General features: G+C 66.1%; 18 protein-coding genes. 14 read left to right on the top strand and 4 right to left on the bottom strand.

What is annotated here, in order from left to right; translation table 11 throughout:
• The first annotated feature begins 17 nt into the window (after nucleotides 1-17).
• From FHT02_RS04125 to FHT02_RS04110, 4 genes are all read left to right on the top strand, one after another.
• Nucleotides 18-584: an ABATE domain-containing protein gene (locus FHT02_RS04125; protein WP_184084601.1), complete on the top strand. Its 567-nt coding sequence runs from the start codon at nucleotides 18-20 to the stop codon at nucleotides 582-584.
• 125 nt (nucleotides 585-709) lie between these two features.
• A complete protein-coding gene (gene rplQ / locus FHT02_RS04120; protein ID WP_184084598.1) occupies nucleotides 710-1,132 on the top strand; it encodes a 50S ribosomal protein L17 in 423 nt (140 codons plus the stop codon).
• Nucleotides 1,133-1,208: 76 nt separating this feature from the next.
• On the top strand, nucleotides 1,209-1,631 hold the full coding sequence (locus tag FHT02_RS04115) for a c-type cytochrome (protein ID WP_184084595.1): 423 nt from the start codon (nucleotides 1,209-1,211) through the stop codon (nucleotides 1,629-1,631).
• A gap of 112 nt (nucleotides 1,632-1,743) precedes the next feature.
• Nucleotides 1,744-3,891: a prolyl oligopeptidase family serine peptidase gene (locus tag FHT02_RS04110; RefSeq protein ID WP_184084592.1), complete on the top strand. Its 2,148-nt coding sequence runs from the start codon at nucleotides 1,744-1,746 to the stop codon at nucleotides 3,889-3,891.
• A 238-nt stretch (nucleotides 3,892-4,129) separates the two neighbouring features.
• Here the strand turns inward: FHT02_RS04110 and FHT02_RS04105 are convergent, their stop codons facing one another.
• Both FHT02_RS04105 and FHT02_RS04100 read right to left on the bottom strand, forming a co-directional pair.
• Entirely contained in the window at nucleotides 4,130-4,474 is a 345-nt protein-coding gene (locus FHT02_RS04105) for a hypothetical protein (protein ID WP_184084589.1), read from the bottom strand.
• A 254-nt stretch (nucleotides 4,475-4,728) separates the two neighbouring features.
• Nucleotides 4,729-4,890, bottom strand: coding sequence for a hypothetical protein (locus tag FHT02_RS04100; RefSeq protein ID WP_184084586.1), 162 nt, complete (start codon nucleotides 4,888-4,890; stop codon nucleotides 4,729-4,731).
• 191 nt (nucleotides 4,891-5,081) lie between these two features.
• Between FHT02_RS04100 and guaA the strand changes: the two genes are divergently transcribed.
• From guaA to FHT02_RS04085, 3 genes are all read left to right on the top strand, one after another.
• Nucleotides 5,082-6,641, top strand: a complete 1,560-nt coding sequence (gene guaA, locus FHT02_RS04095; RefSeq protein WP_184084583.1) for a glutamine-hydrolyzing GMP synthase — start codon at nucleotides 5,082-5,084, stop codon at nucleotides 6,639-6,641.
• Nucleotides 6,642-6,829: 188 nt separating this feature from the next.
• Nucleotides 6,830-7,444, top strand: coding sequence for a hypothetical protein (locus FHT02_RS04090; RefSeq protein ID WP_184084580.1), 615 nt, complete (start codon nucleotides 6,830-6,832; stop codon nucleotides 7,442-7,444).
• The gene (locus tag FHT02_RS04085; protein WP_184084577.1) at nucleotides 7,429-7,857 is read left to right on the top strand and encodes a GNAT family acetyltransferase; all 429 of its coding nucleotides are present in this window, start codon (nucleotides 7,429-7,431) and stop codon (nucleotides 7,855-7,857) included. Before FHT02_RS04090 ends, FHT02_RS04085 begins: the two co-directional genes overlap by 16 nt.
• A gap of 13 nt (nucleotides 7,858-7,870) precedes the next feature.
• Here the strand turns inward: FHT02_RS04085 and FHT02_RS04080 are convergent, their stop codons facing one another.
• A complete protein-coding gene (locus tag FHT02_RS04080; RefSeq protein ID WP_184084574.1) occupies nucleotides 7,871-8,023 on the bottom strand; it encodes a DUF2256 domain-containing protein in 153 nt (50 codons plus the stop codon).
• A 155-nt stretch (nucleotides 8,024-8,178) separates the two neighbouring features.
• Here FHT02_RS04080 and FHT02_RS04075 point away from each other — a divergent pair, with 155 nt between their 5' ends.
• From FHT02_RS04075 to FHT02_RS04050, 6 genes are all read left to right on the top strand, one after another.
• A complete protein-coding gene (locus tag FHT02_RS04075; RefSeq protein ID WP_184084571.1) occupies nucleotides 8,179-8,526 on the top strand; it encodes a Spx/MgsR family RNA polymerase-binding regulatory protein in 348 nt (115 codons plus the stop codon).
• 44 nt (nucleotides 8,527-8,570) lie between these two features.
• Nucleotides 8,571-9,428, top strand: a complete 858-nt coding sequence (panB, locus tag FHT02_RS04070) for a 3-methyl-2-oxobutanoate hydroxymethyltransferase (RefSeq protein ID WP_184084568.1) — start codon at nucleotides 8,571-8,573, stop codon at nucleotides 9,426-9,428.
• Nucleotides 9,429-9,484: 56 nt separating this feature from the next.
• The gene (locus FHT02_RS04065) at nucleotides 9,485-10,195 is read left to right on the top strand and encodes a tetratricopeptide repeat protein (protein ID WP_184084565.1); all 711 of its coding nucleotides are present in this window, start codon (nucleotides 9,485-9,487) and stop codon (nucleotides 10,193-10,195) included.
• Nucleotides 10,192-11,514, top strand: a complete 1,323-nt coding sequence (locus tag FHT02_RS04060) for an outer membrane protein assembly factor BamB family protein (RefSeq protein ID WP_184084563.1) — start codon at nucleotides 10,192-10,194, stop codon at nucleotides 11,512-11,514. Before FHT02_RS04065 ends, FHT02_RS04060 begins: the two co-directional genes overlap by 4 nt.
• Nucleotides 11,515-11,686: 172 nt before the next feature.
• Nucleotides 11,687-13,057 carry a ribosome biogenesis GTPase Der gene (der, locus tag FHT02_RS04055; protein ID WP_184084560.1) on the top strand — a complete coding sequence of 457 codons (1,371 nt, stop codon included), beginning with the start codon at nucleotides 11,687-11,689 and terminating at the stop codon, nucleotides 13,055-13,057.
• Between the two features lie 86 nt (nucleotides 13,058-13,143).
• Nucleotides 13,144-13,557: an Hpt domain-containing protein gene (locus FHT02_RS04050; protein ID WP_184085416.1), complete on the top strand. Its 414-nt coding sequence runs from the start codon at nucleotides 13,144-13,146 to the stop codon at nucleotides 13,555-13,557.
• Between the two features lie 12 nt (nucleotides 13,558-13,569).
• Here the strand turns inward: FHT02_RS04050 and FHT02_RS04045 are convergent, their stop codons facing one another.
• Entirely contained in the window at nucleotides 13,570-14,457 is an 888-nt protein-coding gene (locus FHT02_RS04045; protein ID WP_184085414.1) for a LysR family transcriptional regulator, read from the bottom strand.
• 106 nt (nucleotides 14,458-14,563) lie between these two features.
• On the opposite strand from FHT02_RS04045, the gene FHT02_RS04040 reads away from it, so the two are divergent.
• Nucleotides 14,564-15,427 (top strand): SDR family oxidoreductase, encoded by an 864-nt coding sequence (locus tag FHT02_RS04040; protein WP_184084557.1) that lies wholly within the window; start codon nucleotides 14,564-14,566, stop codon nucleotides 15,425-15,427.
• The last annotated feature ends 4 nt before the right edge of the window (nucleotides 15,428-15,431 follow it).

Genomic DNA, 15,431 nt, shown 5'->3' with positions numbered 1-15,431 from the left:
TCGGTTACGGTAACCGGGTGAACAAGGGCAAGCCTCGTGCCGACCGGGATGGGTTCCGCTTTCGCGGCGGCCACCCGGTGCTGGACCTTACCGCGACGTTAACGGGTCGGGCAAGTGGCCGCGCGCTCGACCTGCTGGCGACGCCCGAGGATCTGCGGCGATGGCTAATCAGCGCCGGGCTGGCATCGGCGGTCGACAAGCCGGCGCAGGCGGACCTGGATGCGGCGCGGCGGCTGCGCGAAGCGTTTTTCGCGCTGGCGAGCGGCGGGCGCGCCAAATGGGCGGTGGCCGCGGTCAACGCGGTGGCTGCGGACGCGGCGGCCGTGCCGGTGCTCTCCAGCGACGGGCAGGTGTCGCGGGCCGGAAGCGCGGCGTCGCACCTGGCGGCGCTGGCGCGCGAGGCGGTGCTGCTGTTCGGGCGCGACGCTGCCGCGCGGGTGGGGGCTTGCGAGGGCGAAGGGTGCGGAACGCTCTTTCTCGACGCGTCGCGCAAGGGCGACCGGCGCTGGTGCTCGATGGGGGGATGCGGTAATCGCGCCAAGGTGGCGGCGTTCCGCAAGCGCGAACGGGCGGGAAAGGCTTGACTTTGTGCGGGCGATCGGCTCTTGCCGCCGCTTCGCGTTCGCGCGTGGGTTGTTGGCGGTGGCCCTGAACACCGCCTGGTCTGGGGTTCCGTGACACGGCCCCTTAACGAACGAAGGAAATGATCATGCGTCACCGTTATGGCGGCCGTAAGCTTCAGCGCACCTCGGCACACCGCCAGGCCCTGTTCCGCAACATGTCGGCCGCGCTGATCAAGCACGAGCAGATCACCACCACCGTCGCCAAGGCCAAGGAGCTTCGCCCGTATGTGGAGAAGCTGATCACGCTGGCGAAGAAGGGTGGCCTGTCCAACCGCCGCCTGGCGCATGCCCGCCTGCTCGATGACGCGCAGCTCGTGAAGCTGTTCGACACGCTGGCGACCCGCTATGCCGACCGCAACGGCGGCTACACCCGCGTCATCAAGGCCGGCATCCGCAAGTCGGACGCGTCGCCGATGGCGATCATCGAGTTCGTCGACCGCGACGTTTCGGCCAAGGGCCAGGATTCGGGCCCGGTCTATAACGACGAGGATTTCGCCGACGCCGCCTGATCCCTTCAGGACGTTGAGAGATTTGGGGGTGGCGGCACTGCGGTGCGGCCGCCCCTTTCGTTGCTGGGGATCATGCATGCGAGTGTTGGTGCTGGCAGCGGCGCTGCTGCTGGGCGGATGCGGCGACGATAAGTTGGCCGAACGGCGCGCGGCGGCGGGGGCGAATCCGACGCTGGGCGATTACCTGCGGGTAAGCGATGCCGCGCGGGGGCGGCGGCTGTTCGGGCAATGTGCGGCGTGCCACACCGTGCGCGTCGGCGGGCCGGACCTCAACGGGCCGAACCTGCACGGCGTGGTCGGGCGCGGGATCGCGCAGGGACGCGGGCGCGTCGGGTACAGCGCGGCGTTGCAGGCCAAGCAGGGGGCGTGGACGGTGGAGGCGCTGGACGCCTGGCTGGCGTCGCCGCAGCGCTTCGCGCCGGGCACCAGCATGAGGTTCGGCGGGGTCCGCGATCCGCTGGACCGGGCGGATGTGATCGCCTTTCTGAGGGCGAACTAATCCTCCGTCACGGGAAGGATGCAAGCGGGACACACGAAAAGCGGTGACAAAGCGGGCGCTTGGCGGATAGCCTTTCGGCTTGTCTCAAGCACCTTCCGACGAAAGGCCGTTGATGCGCCGCTCCCTGCTCGCCCTCCCGCTTCTTTTCGCTTCTCCCGCCCTTGCCCAGACCGCACCGGAGCCTGCCGCCACGATGACCAAGCCCGCTTACCCGCAGACGCGCCGCGTCGATGTCGTCGAGGAACAGTTCGGCGTGAAGGTCACCGATCCATATCGCTGGCTCGAGAACGATGTGCGGGGCGACAAGGAAGTGGCCGCATGGGTCGCGGCGCAGAACCAGGTGACCAACGCCTATCTGGCGACGCTTCCCGGGCGGAAGATCTTTGCCGAGCGGATCAAGACGTTGTTCAACTATGAGCGCTTCGGCCTGCCCACCAAGAAGGGCGGCAAGTATTTCTATTCGCATAACAGCGGCTTGCAGAACCAGGCGGTGCTGTGGGTGCGCGACCAGCTGAACGGGCAGGGCCGCGTGCTGATCGACCCCAATGGCTGGTCCAAGGACGGCGCGACCGCGCTGGCCGAATGGCTGCCGTCCGAGGATGGCAGGCTGCTGGCCTATTCCATCCAGGATGGCGGCACCGATTGGCGGACGATCAAGGTGCTCGACACCGCGACCGGCAAGGACCTGGGCGACGAAGTCAGCTGGGCCAAGTACACGATGGGGCTGAGCTGGGCCAAGGACGGCAGCGGCTTCTTCTATTCGCGCTATCCCGAGCCGCCGGCCGCCGAGAAGTTCCAGGCGACCAGCGAGAACCACAAGGTGTTCTTCCACAAGCTGGGTACGCCGCAATCCGCCGACCGGCTGGTCTATGCGACGCCGGAGAACCCCAAGCTTGGCCATTATGCCGGGATCACCGACGATGGCCGGTACCTGGTGATCAGCACTACCGAGGGCACCGACAACCGCAACATGGTCCACATCCTGGACCTGAAGGACGCGTCGGCCACGCCGCGGACGATCATCGGCAAGCTCGAGAACGACTGGAGCGTGATCGGCAACCAGGGCACGCGATTCTTCTTCTCGACCAATGCCGGTGCGCCGCGCGACCGGATCGTCAGCATCGACCTGAGCGATGCGGGTCTGACGCCGAAGGAGATCGTGCCCGAGCAGAAGGAAACGCTGGCGGGCGCGTCGATCGTCGGCGACCGGCTGGTGCTCAACTACATGGCCGACGCGAAGACCGAGATCCGGCGCTACACGCTGGACGGCAAGGCCGAAGGCAAGGTGGCCTTGCCCGGGATCGGCACCGCCAGCGGCTTTGGCGGCGAGATGGACGATCCCGAGACCTTCTTCGCCTTCACCAGTTTCAACTATCCCACGACGATCTTCCGCTATGACGTGAAGACCGGCGCGGCGACGCCCTGGGCCACGCCAAAGGTCGCGTTCGACCCCAGCCAGTACAAGGTCGAGCAGCGCTTCTTCGCGTCGAAGGACGGCACCAAGGTGCCGATGTTCGTGGTGCGCAAGGCGACCACCACCGGGCCGGCGCCGACTTTGCTATGGGGCTATGGCGGGTTCAACGTGCCCTATACCCCCAGCTTCTCGGCCGCGCGGGTGGCGTGGATGGAGCAGGGCGGGGTGTTCGTCCTGGCCAACATCCGCGGCGGCGGCGAATATGGCAAGGCGTGGCACGATGGCGGTCGGCTGGCCAACAAGCAGAACGTGTTCGACGACTTCATCGGCGCGGGCGAGTATCTGATCCGTGAAGGCATCACCGGCAAGAACCAGCTTGCGATCCAGGGCGGATCGAATGGCGGTCTGCTGATCGGGGCGGTGGTGAACCAGCGGCCCGACCTGTTCGCCGCGGCGCTGCCGGCAGTGGGCGTGATGGACATGCTGCGCTTCGACCGGTTTACCGCCGGACGCTACTGGGTCGACGATTATGGCTATCCCTCGAAGGAAGCCGATTTCAAGCGGCTCTATGCCTATTCGCCCTACCACAACATCAAGGGTGGCCGGGACTATCCCGCGATCCTGGTGACCACGGCGGACACCGACGATCGCGTGGTGCCCGGCCACAGCTTCAAATATACCGCGGCGCTCCAGGCGGCGAACATCGGCGACAAGCCACACCTCGCGCGGATCGAGACGCGGGCGGGCCACGGATCGGGCAAGCCGACCGACAAGATCATCGAGGAAACCTCTGACCTGTACGCCTTCGCCGCGAAGTGGACGGGAATGGACGTGAAGGCGCGCTGAGCGGCGCGGGCTGCCGTTCGCGCAAGGCGCGGCGGCAGCTTGCGCCCAAAGTCGGTCGCTCCGATCGGCGCTCGCGCCACAGTTCAAGCAGAACCACAAAGCTATTCGGACGCTAAGCGGAGTGTTTCCTGACCACGACCGCGAGGCATCCCCGCTGGATTGCCGAGCTGGCGCGATCGAACGGTCCAAATGGGGCGATTTGTGGACGCTCGCTTGATCGACGGCTCGGTGTTGTACTTCAATAATTCGGCGTCGCGCATTCTACATGTTCGAAAGAACGGGCCAGCGGATTATACATAATCTGTACAGCGAGGCACTCTTCAGCAGCGACCGCGGGATAGTCGCGGAACTGAACCCATCGGCGATGGCCCGGTCTCAAGTCTGCTATTGCCGGGCACGGCACTGCTTTCAAGGTATCGTCAACCTGGATAGTGTCACAGCCAAAGTCGGCGCCACGTTCCGTCTCGACTTCAATTGTATAAGCTCCATGAACTCTACCACTCTCCTCTGTGTAATATCGCGCATATCTCTCCAAACGGAGTGCCCCCTTAGGCAAGGTCAAATTTGCCTCGATCTCGTCCATCAACTTCTGCCGACGAGAATTCTCTCCTCCGCTGCAAGCGGTGACGAAGAACAGCACGATTAGCGGGTATGGCAGCTTCACGTTGACTTGATCTCACAACCCTGTCGTGTCCGCAACGTGCGCGCTAGCGGGCACCCGCGACAGCAGGCCTAAGAACGGCAGCTATTTCGCATCTGAGTGCTAGAAGCGGACCGACCGCTTCCCACCAGTAGCGGACGAGATAGTCACTGTTGGAAGGCCGGCTCCTGGAGGCGCTAGAGCTTGGGTGCTTTGAACTTCACGTGGATAAACCCGGCCATTTGCAACGTGTATATAGCGCCACCAATGCATCTGTAGGGCGTATCGCGCACCGCGATGATCCGTGCGGATCGCTGCGGTAAGGCTTCTTTTCTCGCAACTTCCAGCAAATCGCTCATTTCCACTTGGCGACCGCGTGCAGGACCGCAACTTCATCAACTTCACCCGTGCGAATTTCAGCAGGACGCCGCCCAAATCCTCGCATTTTTCCACCAACCTTCTGGTTGGTTGACCGCCTGCCTCCGAACCGTCTGCCGCCGCGAGTCGCGGTTGGCTTTACAGAAACGGCCTCGCTCCCTATCGGCCAGCCATGACGGTCGAGCACAACGAATCCATCCTCATCGTCGATTTCGGTAGCCAGGTTACCCAGCTGATCGCGCGGCGCGTGCGCGAGGCTGGCGTCTATTCCGAGATCGCTCCCTTCACCACCGCGCGCGAGGCGTTCGAGCGGATGAAGCCGCAGGGCATCATCCTGTCGGGCTCGCCGGCATCGGTGCTCACCGAGGGCAGTCCGCGCGTGCCGCAGGAGATCTTCGACTCCGGGCTGCCGATCCTGGGCATCTGCTATGGCCAGCAGACCATGACGCACCAATTGGGCGGCGAAGTGGTGCTGGGGGATTCGGGCGAGTTCGGCCAGGCCTTTGTCGACGTGGTCGAGGGTTGCGCGCTGTTCGACGGGCTGTGGCAGGTCGGCGAGAAGCACCAGGTCTGGATGAGTCATGGCGACAAGGTGACGCGCCTGGCCGACGGCTTTCGCGCCGTGGCGGTCAGTCCGGGCGCGCCGCATGCGGTGATCGCCAATGACGACAAGCGCTATTATGCGATGCAGTTCCACCCCGAAGTGGTGCACACGCCCGACGGCGCGCGGCTGCTGGCAAACTTTGTGCGGCATGTCTGCGGGCTGCACGGCGAGTGGACGATGGCCGAGTTCCGCGCCGCCAAGATCGCCGAGATCCGCGCCCAGGTGGGTTCGGGCCGGGTGATTTGCGGGCTGTCGGGCGGGGTCGATTCCGCCGTGGCGGCGGTGCTGATCCACGAGGCGATCGGCGAGCAGCTGACCTGCGTGTTCGTCGACCATGGGCTGATGCGGTCGGGCGAGGCGGACCAGGTCGTCAGCCTGTTCCGCGGGCATTACAACATTCCGCTGGTCCATGTGAACGCCGAGACGCTGTTCCTGGGCGGGCTGGCCGGGCTCACCGATCCCGAAGCGAAGCGCAAGTTCATCGGCAAGACCTTCATCGAGGTGTTCGAGGATGAGGCCAAGAAGATCGGCGGGGCCGACTTCCTGGCGCAGGGCACGCTGTATCCCGATGTGATCGAGAGCGTGAGCTTCACCGGCGGTCCGTCGGTGACGATCAAGAGCCACCACAATGTCGGCGGCTTGCCTGAGCGCATGAACATGAAGCTGGTCGAGCCGCTGCGCGAGCTGTTCAAGGACGAGGTCCGCGAACTGGGGCGCGAACTGGGGCTGCCCGATATCTTCGTGGGACGGCATCCGTTTCCGGGGCCGGGGCTGGCGATCCGCATTCCGGGCGAAGTCACCAAGGAACGCTGCGACATCCTGCGCAAGGCCGATGCGATCTACCTGGAGGAGATCCGCAACGCCGGGCTGTATGACGCGATCTGGCAGGCGTTCGCGGTGCTGCTGCCGGTGCGCAGCGTCGGCGTGATGGGCGATGGGCGGACCTATGACAATGTGCTGGCGCTGCGCGCGGTGACCTCGACCGACGGAATGACAGCCGTGGCGTTCCAGTTCCCCGGCGACTTCCTGCCGCGCGTGGCGACGCGGATCGTCAACGAAGTGCGCGGCGTCAACCGCGTAACCTATGACTATACGTCGAAGCCGCCTGGCACGATCGAGTGGGAATGACGAAAGCCTGATCCTGTCGGGCGGGATCGCGGCTTCGCCCCTTGTTCATGCGTGCGTTCTTTCGGCCAGCCCCTGCCCGCAGGCGGGAGGCGAGCAAGGCACGCTCAGTGTGCGTTCATCCGCGGTCGGGCAGCGCAGTTGCGTGACCGCGCCGGTGGTGCGACACTCGCCCCAAGGGGAGGAGAGACATGAAACGGATCGCAACCGCTGCCCTGTTGGGGATGCTGGCCGCGTGCGGCGCGCCCGAGGCGGGCAACCAGCCCGAACAGGCGCAAGCCGCCGCGGTCAACGAAGCCGAGATCTTCGTGCCGCAGGGCGATGACGGCAACAGCGCGCAGGCTGCCGCGAAAACCCCGGCGCTTGGTCTGTCGCCAGATGGGCTGACACTGGTCTCCGCCGATGGATCGGCGCGGCAAGTGAATTTCGGGATCGCGCAGGACGATGCGATGCGGGCGGCGAGCGTTGTCGCGGGCAAGCCGGGGAATCCTATGCTGAACCCGGATTGCCCGAGCGGGCCGCTCGACAGCGTCGACTTCGCCGATGGTTTGACGCTGTTCTTCGAGGGCGCGCGGTTCGTCGGCTGGGACGTCGATGATACCGAGCCCGGGCGTTTCACGACGATGAGCGGGGTGGGCATCGGCACGACGCGGCGTGCGATGGAGCGATCGGTCGTCATCGAAGTGGAGAACACCAGCCTGGGTCATGAATTCCGCGCGGGCGCCCTGTCCGGACTGCTCAGCGCGCCTGGCGAGACGGGCCGGGTGATGCAGCTCTGGGCCGGCACCACGTGCATCTTCCGCTGATCGAACCGGCAACCCCGGAGGATCGGGGGGCGGTGGTCGCGCTGTGGCGTGCCTGTGGGCTGACGCGGCCGTGGAACGATCCCGATGCCGATTTCAAGCTTGCGCTCGGCAATGGGGGCTCGACGGTCCTGCTGGCGCGGGTGGCGTATCGGCTGGTCGGGAGCGTGATGGCCGGGTTCGACGGACATCGCGGGTGGATCTATTATCTCGCGGTCGATCCCGAGCAGCGGCGCGGGGGCCTTGGGCGTGCGCTGATGGCGGCGGCGGAGGCGTGGTTGAAGGCGCGCGGCTGCCCGAAGATCCAACTGATGGTGCGCGAGGACAATGCCGAGGCGCTCGACTTCTACGCCGCGATGGGGCTGGAGCGGCAACGGGTGGTGACGCTGGGGCGGTTCCTGCACGATCCCGCCTAGCGCGCTGGAGCCGTCAGCGGGCGGCGGCGGAACGCCCCTGCGCGCGGCAGCGGTCGGAGCAGAATTTCACCGAGTCCCAATCCCGCGCCCACTTCTTGCGCCAGGCGAAGGGACGCCGGCACGCCGCGCAGGCCTTTGTCGGCAGGGTGAGCTTCTTGTGAACCATGGGCTGCGCAACGCGTGGGCCAAAGGTCAGGTGCCATGTTCCTTTCCCTGCCCGTGATTGCGGCGGCATCCTCATGCGTGCCGGCGGCAAGCGGCTGCATTTCGCGGTGGCAGCGGCTATTCGCGCCGTGTCGAGACTCGCGGGAGGAAGAGAGCGTGACGGTTACGGTATATGGCATTCCGGCCTGCGATACGATGAAGAAGGCGCGGGGCTGGCTAGACGAGCATGGCGTGGCCTATGGCTTTCACGACTACAAGAAGGCCGGGATCGATGCGGCGCGGCTGACACGCTGGGTGGGGCTGGTCGGCTGGGAGCCGCTGCTGAACCGCGCCGGGACGACGTTCCGAAAGCTGCCCGATGCCGACAAGCAGGGGATCGATGCGGGCAAGGCACAGGCGCTGATGCTGGCCAATCCGTCGATGATCAAACGGCCGGTGGTGGAGCATCCCGGCGGACTGCTGGTGGGTTTCGTGCCGGAAACGTTCGCCCAGGCGCTGCTGTGAGGCGCGGGGTGGCTGGCGGCCGGGTTCGGCGCTAGACTGGCTGCATGTCCACCTACACGCTCGATACCGCCACCAGCCGCGCCACGCCCACGCCCGTGCCGATGAAGCGGCTGACTGTGCCCGCGATCCGCAACCGCAAGGGCGGCGAGCCGATCGTGATGCTGACCGCCTATACCGCGCGAATGGCGCAGCTGCTGGACCCGCATTGCGACGTGCTGCTGGTCGGCGACAGCCTGGCGCAAGTGATCTATGGCCTGCCCTCGACGCTGCCGGTCACGCCCGACATGATGATCGCGCACGGCGCCGCGGTGGTGCGCGGGAGCCATCATGCCGTGGTGATCGTGGACCTGCCGTTCGGGAGCTACGAGGCCAGTCCCGAACGCGCGTTCGAGACCGCCGCGCGGGTGCTCGCCGAGACGGGGGCGGCCGGCGTCAAGCTGGAGGGTGGCGTGGCGATGGCGCCGGTGGTGGAATTCCTTACGCGCCGAGGGATCCCGGTGATGGGCCATGTCGGGCTTACGCCCCAGGCAGTGAACGCGCTGGGCGGCTATGGCGCGCGCGGGCGCAGCAATGCCGAGCACGCCCAGATCCTGGACGACACCCGCGCGATCGCGCAGGCCGGCGCCTTCTCCATCGTCGCCGAAGGGGTGGTGGAGGGGCTGGCCAACGAGCTGACCGCCGCCGTGGCGGTACCGGTAATCGGCATCGGCGCATCGGCGCAGTGCGACGGCCAGGTATTGGTGACCGAGGACATGCTGGGACTGTTCGAGCGTACGCCGCGCTTCGTGAAGAAGTTCGACAATCTGGCTGGCCGCATTTCCGCCGCTGTTGAGACCTATGCCGCCGATGTCCGGTCCCGGGCCTTTCCGGGAACCGATCAGGTCTATGCGGCGCGCGATTGAACGACTAGGCGGGCACTTCTACAAGCTTCGCCGCACCGACACCCATGGAGTAGATCTTGGCGCTTCCCCCGACCGGCACGACTGACCAGACCTTTTTGCGCGAGGTTGACGAGGAATATCGCCGCGAACAGGCCGCGCAGATCTTTCGCCGCTATGGCCGCTGGATCATCGGTGCGGTGGTTCTGGCGCTGATCGCGCTTGCCGGCTTCCTGTATTGGCAGCACCACAAGCAGAACGCGGCCGGGACGCAGGGCGAGCAATATGACGCCGCGCTGCGGCTGGCCGAGGGCGGCAATGCCGACAAGGCGATCCCCGAACTGAACAAGATCGCTGCGAACGACGACGGCGGCTATGCCGCGATGGCGAAGATCGCGCAGGGCAGCTTGCTGCTTCAGAAGAACAACGTCAAAGGCGCGGCCGCCAAGTTCGCCGAAGTCGCGAACGACGACGATTACCAGAAGCCGTTCCGTGATCTGGCGCTGATCCGCCAGACAAGCGCAGAGTTCGACATGCTGAAGCCCGAGGTCGTGATCCAGCGCCTGAAGCCGCTGACCGATCCGAACTCGGCCTGGCTGGGCACCGCGGGCGAGCTGGTGGCATCCGCTTATCTCAAGGCCGGCAACCGTGCGGAAGCCGGCAAACTCTATGGCCAGATCGCCCAGGCGGGCGACAAGGTGCCGGATTCGCTTCGTCAACGCGCGGTTCAGCTGGCGGGTGTACTCGGCGTAGACGCCATCGATCAGTCGAAGGAAACCAAGGCTCAATGAATACCAAGTTGAGGGTGGGTACCGCTCTCGCGGCGCTCGCGCTGGTGAGCGGCTGTGGCGTCCTGAAGGGATCGGCCAAGAAGACCCCCGTGCTCGGCGAGCGCGTCCCGATCCTGATGGCGGAAAACGACATCGCCGCGGACGCATCGCTGGCCGGTGTCGATGTGCTGGTGCCCGAGGCGGCGGCCAACGACGCCTGGACTCAGCCGGGCGGCAATGCTGCCAAGGCGATGGGGCATCTGGCGCTGGGCGAGAGCCTGTCGCGTGCGTGGAGCAAGGACGTCGCGAAGCCCAGCAGCCGCGCGCGGCTGGCCGCCTCGCCGGTGATCGCGGGCAACATGCTGTTCGTGATGGACACCGATGGCGTGGTCCATGCCATGGCCGCCGATACCGGCGCTGAGCGCTGGCGGGCGGACACCGCCAAGGAAGAAGGCAACAAGCCGGCGCGCTTCGGCGGAGGCGTCAGCGTCGAGGGTGAGCGGCTGTTCGCGGCCAACGGCCTGGGCGATGTGGTGGCGCTGAATGCGGCCGACGGCAAAGAGATCTGGCGCAAGCGCCCGGGTGGCCCACTGCGCGGTGCGCCGACGCTGGCGAGCGGCAACGTCTATGTCGTCACCCAGGACAACCAGCTGTTCGCGCTAACCCAGGGAGCCGGCGACGTTTCCTGGACGGGCTCCGCCAGCATCGAATCGCAGGGCGTGTTCGGCGTTGCGGCCCCCGCCTCGGCGCAGGGGACCGTGGTGGCGGGCTTCTCCTCGGGCGAGCTGAACGCCTATCGCTATGAGAATGGCCGATCGCTGTGGTCGGAAGTTCTGTCGCGCACCAGCATCTCGACTTCGGTTTCGACGCTGTCCGACATCGACGCCGCGCCGGTGATCGACCAGGGCCGCGTGTTTGCGGTCGGGCAGGGCGGGCGCATGATCTCCATCGATCTGGCCAGCGGCAATCGCATGTGGGAGCAGAACATCGCCGGCATCTCGACCCCGTGGGTTGCAGGTGAATGGGTGTTCGTCGTGACGGACAGCGCAAAGCTGATCTGCCTGTCGCGCGGCAGCGGCAAAATCCGCTGGATCGCCGACATGGGCCAGTATCGGAACGCCAAGAAGCTGAAGGGCCTGATCACCTGGACCGGACCGATCATGGCGGGCGGCAAGCTGGTGCTCGGCAATTCGGACGGCAAGATCGTCTTCGCCTCGCCCAAGGACGGCAGCGTGCTATCGACCATGGACGTGAAGGCGCCGGTGACGTTGCCGCCGGTAGTAGCCAACAGCACGCTGTATGTGCTGGACGGCAAGGGCACGCTGTCGGCGTATCGCTGAAACCTGCCCCTCGCTGCACGCAGGGAGGGGATCGAGGGTAGTTCACTAGCGGGTGGAGCTTGACGCTCCGCCCGCTACTTTATTGGTCTACCGCTTGAGTCTATGAGGCGCGCAGACGCGCGCACCCACCCCTGGCCCCTCCCTGCTTGCACGGAGGGGGAGTAACAAGACCATGCCTCTTCCCACTGTCGCCATCATCGGACGCCCCAATGTCGGCAAGTCGACGCTGTTCAACCGCCTGGTCGGCAAGCGCCTGGCGCTGGTGGACGACCAGCCCGGCGTGACGCGTGACCGCCGCGAAGGCGACGCCACGCTGCTGGGCATGGACTTCCGCGTCATCGACACGGCGGGCTATGAGGATGAGGATGTGGCGACGCTTCCCGGGCGGATGCGGGCGCAGACCGAGGCCGCGGTGCAGGACGCCGATGTCGCGCTGTTCGTGATCGACTCGCGCGCGGGCGTGACGCCCCTGGACGAAGAGATCGCGCGCTGGCTGCGCAGCACCGACCGCCCGATCGTGGTGATGGCCAACAAGGCCGAGGGCAGGGCAGGCGACTCCGGTGTGTACGAGGCGATGGCGCTCGGCCTGGGCGATCCAATACCCTTCTCCGCCGAACATGGCGAAGGCGTGGTCGACCTGTTCGAAGCGCTGCGTCCGCATCTGGAACGCGAGGAAGCGGACGAGCCCGAGGAGGATCCGGAGTCCCCCGACGCGATCCTGAAGCTGGCGATCGTCGGCCGCCCGAACGCGGGCAAGTCGACGCTGATCAATCGCCTGCTGGGGCAGGACCGGCTGATTACCGGACCCGAAGCGGGTATCACGCGCGATTCGATCGCAGTCGATTGGGAATGGACCGATTTCGAGGAGCGCAAGCGCCCGGTGCGGCTGATCGACACCGCGGGCATGCGCAAGCGGGCCAAGGTCGAGGAGAAGCTGGAGAAGCTCTCGGTGATGGATGCGATGCGCGCGGTCGACTTCGCCGAAGTCGTGGTACTGCTGCTCGACGCTACCCGGGGCCTTGAAGTGCAGGACCTCAAAATCGCGGACCGTGTGCTGCAGGAAGGCCGCGCACTGATTGTGGTCATGAATAAGTGGGACGTGGCCGAGAACGCGTCGAGCCTGTTCAACGGCGTGAAAGGCGCGCTGGACGAAGGGCTGGCGCAGGTGAAGGGCGTGCCGCTGCTCACTGTGTCCGCCGTGACGGGCAAGGGGCTCGATACGATGATGAAGGTTGCGTTCGAGACTCGCGAGGCGTGGTCGCGGCGCGTGTCGACGGGTCAGCTCAACCGCTGGTTCGAGCGAGCGATCGAAGCCAATCCGCCGCCGGCGCCCGGCGGCAAGCGCATCAAGCCGCGCTATGTCACCCAGAACAAGTCGCGCCCGCCCAGCTTCGTGTTGTTCGGAACGCGCGTCGACTTGTTGCCGACGAGCTATCAGCGCTATCTGATCAACGGATTGCGCAAGGAGTTCGATTTCGGCGCGGTGCCGGTGCGGCTGACGCTGCGTGCGCCCAAGAACCCGTTCGATCGCGAGCGCGAATAGACAAGCCGCTTGCCATATCAACGGCATGTTTACGCAATGCCGCTAGAGTATGCGCATTGCAGAGGGGCGAGACGAGCGTGACTGGAATGGGCAACGATCCGCTGGTGAATTGGACCGCGTTAGCGCAGGCCCGCGCCGAGCTCGGTGCGAATTTCGGACGCATTCTCGGCTATTTCCGTGAAGATGGCGTCAAGTCCGTGTCGCAGGTCGAAGCCGCGATGCGCGCGCAGAACGCAGCGGCGCTGGTGATCCCGGCCCACACGCTCAAAGGCGAGGCGAGCCAGTTCGGCGCCGACACGCTGGCCGAGCTGGCGGAAACAATCGAGACGATCGCGCGCGACTGTGTCGAGCAACAGGAAACGCCGACGGAGGCGCTGGAACATGTCGTCCGGCTGCGCCCCCTGTTCGAGGCGACCATGACGCTGCTGGAGCGTGATGCCAACCCGCCGGTGCCGCGCCGGCCCGTCGGCGGCTTCGGCCGTCGGCCGGTGACGGGTTGATATGGAGCGGCTCTAGGCAATGAAGGCTGCGAGCTCGTCCGGGCTGCCGTTCGGAAACGCATGCCGCAGATGATCCAGAAATGCCGACACCCGCGCGCTGAGCAGGCGCCGCGACGGGTATAGCGTCCACAGGTTGATGCCCGGGGCGTCGGCGTCGCCCCAATGCACCAGCCGGCCCGCGGCAAGATCGTGCGACACCAGCGAAACGGGCAGCCGCGCTGCGCCAGCACCGGTCCGCACCGCATCGCGGATCATGATAAGCGATGAAAGCGCCAGCACCGGTTCGACCGCGATGCTCGATTGGCCACTCTTCGTCTTCATGTTCCAGACCGGCCGATCCCCGATGGTGCGAACGACGGCGGGGGTCGCGGCGGCTCCCGTTGGGCGCGGCAAGTCCGGACTTGCGACCACCACCAGTCGATCCTGCAGGAAGGCGCGTCCGACCAGGCTTTCGTCGGGGCTAGGATTGACGCGGATCACCAGGTCATAGCCTTCCTCGATCATGTCGACGGCGCGATCCTCCGTCGTGACTTCCAGCCGGACATCGGGATGCCGAAGAACGAAGCCGGCGGCGAGCTTCCCCATCGCGATCTGCGAAAAGAGCAAGGGGGCGCTGATCCGCAGGGTGCCGCGGGGCGTTTCGCCGCCCGACGCAATCGCCGCGGCGGTCTCCTCGAGTTCGGCGAGCAGCCGCCCGGCGCGTTCGAACAAAGCCCGCCCTTCCTCTGTCAGCTTCAGGCTCCGCGCGCCGCGCTCGAACAAGCGGAGGTTCAAGCTTGCTTCCAACTCGGCCACGCGCCGCGACAAGGTGGCCTTTGGCCGCCCGGCGGCGCGCGCGGCGCGCCCGAAGCCGCCATGGCGCGCAACGAGGGTGAAGTCAGCAAGAGCAAGCAGGTCCATATGTTCCACCAGTGAGACGACGCGTCTAGATATAGACGCTTTCGCAATGATTGTGGATCGCTAACTTCAGGGCTGCCACCCCGGCACCTCTCCAGGAGTTAAGCGCATGACCATCCTTGTTACCGGCGCCACCGGCACTGTCGGCCGCAATGTCGTAGAACAGCTTGTGCAGCGGGGCGCCGATGTGCGCGCGCTGGTTCGCGATCCCGCAAAGGCCGGGCTCCCGGCAAGTGTCGCGATCGCGCAGGGCGACCTGCTCGACGTCGACGCGCTCCGCGCGGCCTTTTCCGGCGTTTCGACGCTGTTCCTGCTGAACGCAGTCACGCCCGACGAATACACCCAGGCGCTGGTCGCGCTGGGCGTCGCGCGCCAGGCCGGCATCGAGCGGATCGTCTACTTGTCCGTGATCCACAGTGACCTTTACGTCAACGTGCCGCATTTCGCCGGCAACTTCGGCGTGGAACGGATGATCGAGGCGATGGGCCTGCATGCCACCGTGCTGCGCCCGGCCTATTTCATGGACAATGACCGGCAGATCAAGGACGTCGTGACCGGCTACGGCATCTATCCGATGCCGATCGGCAGCAAGGGGCTGGCGATGATCGACGCGCGCGACATCGGTGAGATCGCCGCGATCGAGCTGATCCGCCGCGAGACGGCGCCGCAGCCATTGCCGTTCGAGCGGATCAACCTAGTGGGTCCGGACACGCTGACCGGTGATGATATCGCCGCGATCTGGAGCGGCGTGCTGGGCCGAGCGATCACGTATCCCGGCGACGACACGGCCGCGTTCGAAGCGAGCATGCGGCAGTTCATGCCCAGCTGGATGGCGTTCGACATGCGCCTGATGGCCGAACGGTTCGTGAGCGACGGGATGGTGCCGGAAGCGGGCGATGTCGACCGGCTCACCGCGCTGCTCGGCCGGCCGCTGCGCACCTATCGCGACTTTGCCGCCCAGATCGCCGGCTGAGCCC

Source organism: Sphingomonas xinjiangensis (genome assembly GCF_014199255.1).
Lineage (GTDB): Bacteria > Pseudomonadota > Alphaproteobacteria > Sphingomonadales > Sphingomonadaceae > Sphingomonas > Sphingomonas xinjiangensis.
Note: the sequence above shows the minus strand (reverse complement) of the source record. Positions and strands in the feature narration are given on the sequence as shown.

Excerpts from the sequence above, each read along its gene's own strand:
- rplQ (WP_184084598.1), top strand. The coding sequence starts at position 710 with ATGCGTCACCGTTATGGCGGCCGTAAGCTTCAGCGCACCTCGGCACAC.
- FHT02_RS04115 (WP_184084595.1), top strand. The coding sequence starts at position 1,209 with ATGCGAGTGTTGGTGCTGGCAGCGGCGCTGCTGCTGGGCGGATGCGGC.
- FHT02_RS04110 (WP_184084592.1), top strand. The coding sequence starts at position 1,744 with ATGCGCCGCTCCCTGCTCGCCCTCCCGCTTCTTTTCGCTTCTCCCGCC.
- FHT02_RS04105 (WP_184084589.1), bottom strand. The coding sequence starts at position 4,474 with ATGGACGAGATCGAGGCAAATTTGACCTTGCCTAAGGGGGCACTCCGT.
- FHT02_RS04100 (WP_184084586.1), bottom strand. The coding sequence starts at position 4,890 with ATGAGCGATTTGCTGGAAGTTGCGAGAAAAGAAGCCTTACCGCAGCGA.
- guaA (WP_184084583.1), top strand. The coding sequence starts at position 5,082 with ATGACGGTCGAGCACAACGAATCCATCCTCATCGTCGATTTCGGTAGC.
- FHT02_RS04090 (WP_184084580.1), top strand. The coding sequence starts at position 6,830 with ATGAAACGGATCGCAACCGCTGCCCTGTTGGGGATGCTGGCCGCGTGC.
- FHT02_RS04080 (WP_184084574.1), bottom strand. The coding sequence starts at position 8,023 with ATGGTTCACAAGAAGCTCACCCTGCCGACAAAGGCCTGCGCGGCGTGC.
- panB (WP_184084568.1), top strand. The coding sequence starts at position 8,571 with ATGTCCACCTACACGCTCGATACCGCCACCAGCCGCGCCACGCCCACG.
- FHT02_RS04060 (WP_184084563.1), top strand. The coding sequence starts at position 10,192 with ATGAATACCAAGTTGAGGGTGGGTACCGCTCTCGCGGCGCTCGCGCTG.
- der (WP_184084560.1), top strand. The coding sequence starts at position 11,687 with ATGCCTCTTCCCACTGTCGCCATCATCGGACGCCCCAATGTCGGCAAG.
- FHT02_RS04050 (WP_184085416.1), top strand. The coding sequence starts at position 13,144 with ATGGGCAACGATCCGCTGGTGAATTGGACCGCGTTAGCGCAGGCCCGC.
- FHT02_RS04045 (WP_184085414.1), bottom strand. The coding sequence starts at position 14,457 with ATGGACCTGCTTGCTCTTGCTGACTTCACCCTCGTTGCGCGCCATGGC.
- FHT02_RS04040 (WP_184084557.1), top strand. The coding sequence starts at position 14,564 with ATGACCATCCTTGTTACCGGCGCCACCGGCACTGTCGGCCGCAATGTC.